This window comes from Gilvimarinus sp. 1_MG-2023 (genome assembly GCF_030548285.1).
Genome location: NZ_JAUOSC010000501.1, coordinates 1 through 336, shown reverse-complemented (window position 1 = coordinate 336; position 336 = coordinate 1). Strand labels below are relative to the sequence as shown.

Genomic DNA, 336 nt, shown 5'->3' with positions numbered 1-336 from the left:
GAATAATCCCACGACTGGAGTCTTTCAGACTATCAAACAACACCCCGACGGCAGCTTCCGTCACCGCTTCCTGTTCCAGCTTGGCCAACGCTTCTGTCAGGGTCAGGCCCTGCCGATATACTATTTTGTAGGCATTACGCACCGCACTGATAGCGTCAGCAGAATAACCCCGACGGCGCAAACCTTCGGAATTGATACCATGTGGCTCAGCCGGATACCCCAGTGCCATAACGTAAGCAGGAATATCTTTTAATACCACAGTCCCGGCACCAGCCATAACATGGGCTCCGATCTTGCAAAACTGGTGTACCTGGGTGGCACCGCCCAGAATAGCCC

The 336-nt window shown here is 53.6% G+C and carries 1 pseudogene; it reads right to left on the bottom strand.

What is annotated here, in order from left to right:
- A pseudogene (locus Q4563_RS17810) lies at window positions 1-277 on the bottom strand (acyl-ACP--UDP-N-acetylglucosamine O-acyltransferase); the annotation flags it as partial.
- Between the last annotated feature and the right edge of the window lie 59 nt (window positions 278-336).